The organism is Acetobacter musti, assembly GCF_011516835.1.
Classification (GTDB): Bacteria; Pseudomonadota; Alphaproteobacteria; order Acetobacterales; family Acetobacteraceae; genus Acetobacter; species Acetobacter musti.
Genome location: NZ_WOTB01000067.1, coordinates 1 through 6,243, shown reverse-complemented (window position 1 = coordinate 6,243; position 6,243 = coordinate 1). Strand labels below are relative to the sequence as shown.

Annotated in this window: 6 protein-coding genes, 1 tRNA gene and 2 pseudogenes; 7 read left to right on the top strand and 2 right to left on the bottom strand. The window is 58.6% G+C overall.

Annotated elements, in window-relative coordinates; genetic code table 11:
• Positions 1–64: 64 nt before the first annotated feature.
• Positions 65–141 (top strand) — tRNA-Met (locus GOB93_RS20380).
• A gap of 208 nt (positions 142–349) precedes the next feature.
• On the opposite strand, the gene GOB93_RS20375 is transcribed toward GOB93_RS20380, so the two are convergent.
• A complete protein-coding gene (locus GOB93_RS20375) occupies positions 350–1,162 on the bottom strand; it encodes an OB-fold nucleic acid binding domain-containing protein (protein ID WP_277877357.1) in 813 nt (270 codons plus the stop codon).
• Between the two features lie 104 nt (positions 1,163–1,266).
• On the opposite strand from GOB93_RS20375, the gene GOB93_RS20370 reads away from it, so the two are divergent.
• The 6 genes and pseudogenes from GOB93_RS20370 to GOB93_RS20345 all read left to right on the top strand — a co-directional run bounded on the left by GOB93_RS20370 (position 1,267) and on the right by GOB93_RS20345 (position 5,695).
• Positions 1,267–1,905, top strand: a complete 639-nt coding sequence (locus GOB93_RS20370; RefSeq protein WP_173585209.1) for a TetR/AcrR family transcriptional regulator — start codon at positions 1,267–1,269, stop codon at positions 1,903–1,905.
• A gap of 158 nt (positions 1,906–2,063) precedes the next feature.
• Positions 2,064–2,824: pseudogene (locus tag GOB93_RS20365) on the top strand (SDR family NAD(P)-dependent oxidoreductase).
• 30 nt (positions 2,825–2,854) lie between these two features.
• Entirely contained in the window at positions 2,855–3,307 is a 453-nt protein-coding gene (locus tag GOB93_RS20360) for an SRPBCC family protein (protein ID WP_173585208.1), read from the top strand.
• Positions 3,304–4,005 carry an SDR family oxidoreductase gene (gene bdcA / locus GOB93_RS20355; RefSeq protein ID WP_173585207.1) on the top strand — a complete coding sequence of 234 codons (702 nt, stop codon included), beginning with the start codon at positions 3,304–3,306 and terminating at the stop codon, positions 4,003–4,005. The genes GOB93_RS20360 and bdcA overlap by 4 nt, the downstream gene beginning before the upstream one ends.
• 48 nt (positions 4,006–4,053) lie before the next feature.
• Positions 4,054–4,944, top strand: coding sequence for an aldo/keto reductase (locus GOB93_RS20350; protein WP_173585206.1), 891 nt, complete (start codon positions 4,054–4,056; stop codon positions 4,942–4,944).
• A 103-nt stretch (positions 4,945–5,047) separates the two neighbouring features.
• Positions 5,048–5,695, top strand: a complete 648-nt coding sequence (locus GOB93_RS20345) for a glutathione S-transferase (RefSeq protein ID WP_173585205.1) — start codon at positions 5,048–5,050, stop codon at positions 5,693–5,695.
• A gap of 170 nt (positions 5,696–5,865) precedes the next feature.
• Here GOB93_RS20345 and GOB93_RS20340 read toward each other — a convergent pair.
• A pseudogene (locus tag GOB93_RS20340) lies at positions 5,866–6,135 on the bottom strand (helix-turn-helix domain-containing protein); the annotation flags it as partial.
• Between the last annotated feature and the right edge of the window lie 108 nt (positions 6,136–6,243).

The window sequence follows — 6,243 nt, the reverse complement described above, 5'->3', positions numbered from 1 at the left end:
CCACGGGAAAGTCGGTCGCCGCCAGGTCTTCCAGTCCACCCCTCACACATTACACCATCACCACCGCGGGGTGGAGCAGCCCGGTAGCTCGTCAGGCTCATAACCTGAAGGCCGCAGGTTCAAATCCTGCCCCCGCAACCATGAATAAACGTCTGAAAAGACAGAGAAAAAGCCACCCCAACGGGTGGCTTTTTTGCGTTCCAGGAATGGGCGCAGGATGCATATAGGATGCATTATAGGATGCATATAGGATGCATATAGGATGCAACTGGGAGTGAAACTCCAGCGTAGGTTGGGCTTAAAACAGGCCATATCACGATAACGCGAGCTTTATCGGCGACCTTATTGATCAGTGGAAATTGCGCGATGTGACGACGATACGCTCGCCGTCGGAATCGCTGGCATGGGTGCTCTCACCAGAGGAGCGATTACCTACGTCCGCGAGCAACCCGGACAGGTCGGCGATCTCCTTCGCGACCAGATGCACGACGTCGCCTTCCTTCTGGAGCATGCCTGTCACCGCCAGCATCTGCCCACCAAGCGCCACGCGCCGGTTCGCATCGAACAGATCCGGCCAGATAATGACGTTCATGTTGGCTGTCTCGTCCTCCAGCGTCATGAACACCACGCCTTCTGCCGATCCGGGCCTCTGACGCACCAGCACAAGCCCCGCCACGGTGAGACGCTTCCCATCTTTCGCGGCCAGCGCCTGCCGACAGGATATGATGTCCCTTGCCTGAAGATCCTCGCGCAGAAAGGTCAGGGGATGGTCCCGCAGGGTCAGGACAAGACGGTTATAATCGCGCATCACTTCAGCCCCGTCGCGCATGGGCTGCAGCAGCACATTGGGTTCGTCCGCTTCCCGTGTCGCCTGCGGTGCCGCAAACAACGGCAGGGGTTCATCGCGCAGAGCCTTGATCGCCCAGAGCGCCTCCCGGCGTGCCAGCCCGAGCGAGGGCCGAAACGCGTCAGTCTCAGCCAGATGGGTCAGGGCTGCCGCCTTCACACCGGCCCGACGCCACAGGTCATCGACCGAGGTGAAGGGGCGTGACGCTCGTGCAGCAACAATGCAGATGAAGCCGGTCATGGCCAGCGCGAGCAGGCCGGCAATCGGAAGGCGTGCGTCGGTTTGTTGCGTGGACACAGTAATGGTCGGGGTCATGGGGTGCTCATATATGGATCATTTGATGCACATATAGGGCAGCAGCAGCCTTGCAATCACTTATGGATCACTTAATATGGAAGTCTTTCGGAAGGAACGATGACATGGCGCGGACCGGGCGTCCCCGTGAGTTTGACCGCGACAGGGCGATTGACGCCGCCAGGGCGCTTTTCTGGGCGCAGGGGTATGAGCCGACCTCGCTGACGCAGCTCAAATCCTGCATGGGCAACATTTCGCCTGCGAGCTTCTATGCCGCGTTCGGCTCGAAGGAAGCCCTGTTCCGCGAAGTCGTGCAGCGTTATCTGGCTACATACGGGCAGGTGATGGCGCCGTTATGGGATGAAAGCCTGTCCCCGCGCGAGGCCATCGAACGGACGTTGCGCAGTTCGGCGCGCATGCAGTCTGCCCGCACACACCCGCCCGGGTGTCTGGTCGTGTGCGGTGCCAGTAACTGCTCACCTGAAAACGAACCCGTTCAGGCGCTTCTTGCGGCGGAACGACAGCGCACGCGTACGGGCATCAGGGCCTGCGTGGAACGCGCCATCGCCAATGGTGAATTGAACGCATCCCCGGCGACAGATGTCCTGCCCGATATTCTCACGACTTTTTTTCACGGCATGACATGCGAAGCCCGGGACGGGATGCGTCCGGACACTCTGGATGCGGCCGTCACGTCGCTGCTGACATTGTGGGATATCAACGCGGTGAAACGGGGAACAGCAAAGCGACCTAAAAAAAGCTGACGGACTAACAACGGCAAGACGATCTGGACCCGGCACGAAAATTCCATATCGGTCGGTCCACAAATCCTTGACCCTGCTTCGTGTCCCTATTATGGATCGGTCGATATGGAAATGGTGTCTTCGGAACTCGACGCCATGCCTCTTCAGGGAATCCGATCATGAGCACATCAAAAATCGCATTCATCACGGGTGCCAATCGCGGCATCGGATACAGTATTGCCAGACATCTGACGGCCTCTGGCATCAGCGTGATCGGCACGTATCACGCCAATGCAGGCGAGGCGAAAGCAGCCGAAACCACCCTCAGCAACGAGAACGCGAAGCTGCGCATGCTGCAGCTGGACATCGCGAACCATGCGTCGTTCTCGGACTTTGCAGGGCAGGTCAAAACCCTTCTTGCAAGCGGGTTCGGGCAGGGGGAACTGAATTATGTTGTCCAGAACGCCGGCAACATCATCCACACCCGCTTTGATGCCGCGACGTCCGAACAACTCGACAACCAGTACAATATCCACTTCAAGGGCCCGTACCTGCTGACGGTAGCACTCCTGCCCCTGATCCGTGATGGTGGCCGAATTCTCAACATCACCTCTGCTGCGACGCGCTTCTACCTGCCGGATCATGGGCCTTACGCGGCCATGAAAGCCGCAACCGAAGTCATCTCGCTATATATGGCAAAGGAACTGGGCGTGCGGGGTATTACCGTCAATGCCGTCGCCCCCGGGCAGTGGCATCGGACTTCGGCGGCGGTCTGGTTCGTGACGATCCCGGGATCAACAAGAGTCTCGCCGAGGTCACGCCTCTGGGGCGCGTCGGACAACCCGACGACATCGGAGCCGCGGTCCGTGCCCTTCTGTCTGACGACATGCGCTGGGTGAACGGTCAACGCATCGAGGTGACAGGAGGCCAGTCGCTATGACGGCCAGACAATCACAGCCGGAGAAGCCCCATGATCCACGTTATGGCCAGCAGCGTCATTCCTGCGCCCGTTTCATCCGTCTGGCGGCTGATCCGTGATTTCGGCGCTCTTGGAAGATGGTTGCCGGGCGTGAAAAGTTGCGCGATCGAAGGCCATGAGCATGGCGACCGCGTTGGTGCCATCCGCCGTGTTGAAATGGGTGATGTCGGCCTCATCCGTGAACAGCTTCTGGCACTCTCCGACGTGGAGCACACGGTCACGTTCTCGATCGTTGAATCAGCCCTGCCGATCCGAAACTATCGTTCTACGATCAGCCTTCTTCCCATAACAAAGAGCGACCACACGTTTATCCAGTGGCGGGGGCAGTTCGAGGCTCCTGCCGATCATGCCGCCAGTATGGAGGCTCGAATGCCGACACACATCTACCAACCCGCCTTCGATAAAATCGCAGCGATACTGGCATCAGAGGCAACATCGTCATGAGCGGTTTTTCTGGTAAATCCGTCCTCGTACTTGGCGGCAGTCGAGGGATTGGCGCGGCGATCGTACGCCGCTTCGCTTCGGATAGCGCGAAAGTCGTTTTCACGTATTTATCCTCCCCTGACGAGGCTGAGACCCTGGCCGCCGAGACCGGGAGCGAGGCCATGCGTGCCGACAGTGGCGACCGCGACGCTCTCGTCGCGCTGATCTGCTCGCTCAGCCCTCTCGACGTGCTGGTCGTCAACTCCGGAATTCTCGGCGCGGGTGACCCGCCGGACGCCATCGACCGGCTTTTCCATATCAATACCCTCGCGCCTTATCACGCAGCGGTTGCTGCCGCACGAAATATGCCCGACGGCGGCCGCATCATCTTCATCGGCTCCGCCAATGCAGACCGGCTGCCGATGACTGGCCTTGCCGCCTACAGCGCCAGCAAGACGGCACTGAAAGGCATGGTCAAGGGACTGGCGCGTGATTTCGGGGCGCGCGGCATCACCGTCAACGTTATCCAGCCTGGCCCTGCCGATACCGACATGAACCCCGCCGATGGGCCATTGAAGGACGTGATGCACGACTTCATGGCGATCAAATGCCATGCCACGGGTGCGGAGATCGCGGGGCTGGTCGCGTATCTTGCCGGGCCAGAGGCTGGCATCATCACGGGGGCTGCATACAACATCGATGGTGGCTTCGCAGCCTGACGGAATGACTGATCCCCACCCATTCGCTGGAAAAAAGGAATGAGGGCCATGACCCATTCATCCGCTAATGCCGCCAACGCGGGCACTTTCACGATCGGCGGCGATCTCGCCGTTCATCGGCTTGGATTCGGCGCGATGCGCATCACGGGCAAAGGGATATGGGGACCGCCTGCCGATCATGATGAGGCCATCCGCACGCTGAGGCGCCTTCCCGAACTTGGCGTCAACTTCATTGACACGGCGGATTCCTACGGGCCGGATGTCTCGGAATGGCTGATCAGGGAGGCGCTGCACCCTTACCGCAAGGGTCTCGTGATCGCCACTAAGGGTGGTCTGACCCGGTCGGGGCCGGACATCTGGAGGCCGGTCGGGCGGCCGGAATACCTGCTGCAGCAGGTGCACAAGAGCCTGCGTAATCTCGGCGTCGAGCAGATCGATCTGTGGCAGTTGCACCGGATCGATCCCAAAGTCGCGGCGGATGAGCAGTTCGATGCAGTCAGGTCTTTCATCGACCAGAAACTGATCCGTCATGCGGGATTGAGCGAAGTATCCGTCGATGACATCAAGGCCGCGTCAAAGTTCTTTGACGTGGCAACCGTCCAGAACCGCTATAATCTTGTCGATCGCACCAGCGAGGACGTGCTCGACTACTGCACCGCGCAGAATATCGGGTTCATCCCCTGGTTTCCGCTTGCCGCCGGCGACCTCGCGAAGCCCGGCTCAATTCTGGACACCATGGCAGGGAAATACGGCGCGCACCCGAGCCAGCTCGCACTGGCATGGATCCTGAAACGCAGCCCGGTGATGCTGCCAATTCCCGGCACCTCGAAGGTCGCGCATCTGGAGCAGAATGTCGCTGCCGCCAGCATCACGTTATCCGACGAAGATTTCGCGGCATTGGACGGAGAAGGCCGCAAGGCGTTTCAGTCAGCGCCGTAGGGGAGCGCTTCCGGATAGTCACAGTCCCAGTGCCGAAAGGCCGGGGTGATTGTCCGCACGGACCCCTGACATTTTCGTTTTCAATGCCAATAAGGCTGCTCTAATGAAAATTTATGACTGGCCCACCGGACCCTATCCGGCCCGTATCCGGATTGCCCTAGCAGAAAAAAATCTCCAGTCCAGCGTCGAATTCGTGCCGATCAACCTGTGGAAGGGGGAACACAAGACGCCTGGCTTCCTCGCCAAGAATTATTCCGGAACGTTGCCAGTTCTTGAACTGGACAACGGAATTTGCCTCGCTGAATGTACGGCGATCACGGTCTATCTTGATGCGCTTGTCGGGGAACCCACGCTGACCGGTCGAACGCCGCTTGAGAAGGGCATGATCCAGATGATGACAAAACGTGCCGAGATCGAGATGCTGGACGCCATCAGCGTGTATTTTCATCATGCCACACCGGGTCTTGGTCCCGATGTGGAACACTACCAGAACCGGGAGTGGGGTCTCCGCCAGCGTGATAAGGCTCTGCGCGGAATGCATTACTTCGATGGGGTGCTGAGGAAACAGTCCTTCATAGCTGGTGAGGCTTTCTCTATGGCGGATATTGCAGTCATCGGAGGCTTTATATTTGCAGCAGCCGTAAAATTGCCGATCCCACAGGAGTGCTCGGCGCTTTTAGCCTGGTTCGCGAGGATGCAGGAGCGTCCAAGTGTCCGAGAACAACTGGCAATTGTTCCGCCGAAGCACTGAAACAGAAAGCAATTGCGAGCGGCTAGACAATTGCCGTCCCCGTTGCGGTCATTATACCCACGTTCAGTCTTCCCAATACCGCCCATTCGTAACAGCAGCATGCTTCTTCAACACTTCTCTGATTTCCAGATGAGCGGAGGAAATGAGAGAACGTATCCCTTCTGATGCCGTCACAGCTTTCTGTAATCGCGTGGGCTGACGCCGGTTTCTCTGCGAAACACCTGCGCAAAATGGCTCGGGCTCTCATAACCAATGGTCAAAGCGACCTCGATGATGGACTTGTCGCTCTGGCACAGAAGATCCTTCGCATGTTCAACACGCCGCCATACAAACCAGCGCGACGGGCTTTGCCCCATGGTGTTGTGAAATGATCGACTGAAATGAAACCGGCTCATCCCACACAGGCCGGCCAGAAAATCCAGATCGAATGGTTCGGCTAGGGCGTGTCGTCAGTTAAGCGGGAGGATTATGCCGCTTGTACTCTCGTCTGATCTGTGATTTTTTCTTCCTGTTTCTGGAACGGGGAGAGAGTGAATGCGTCGGTATGG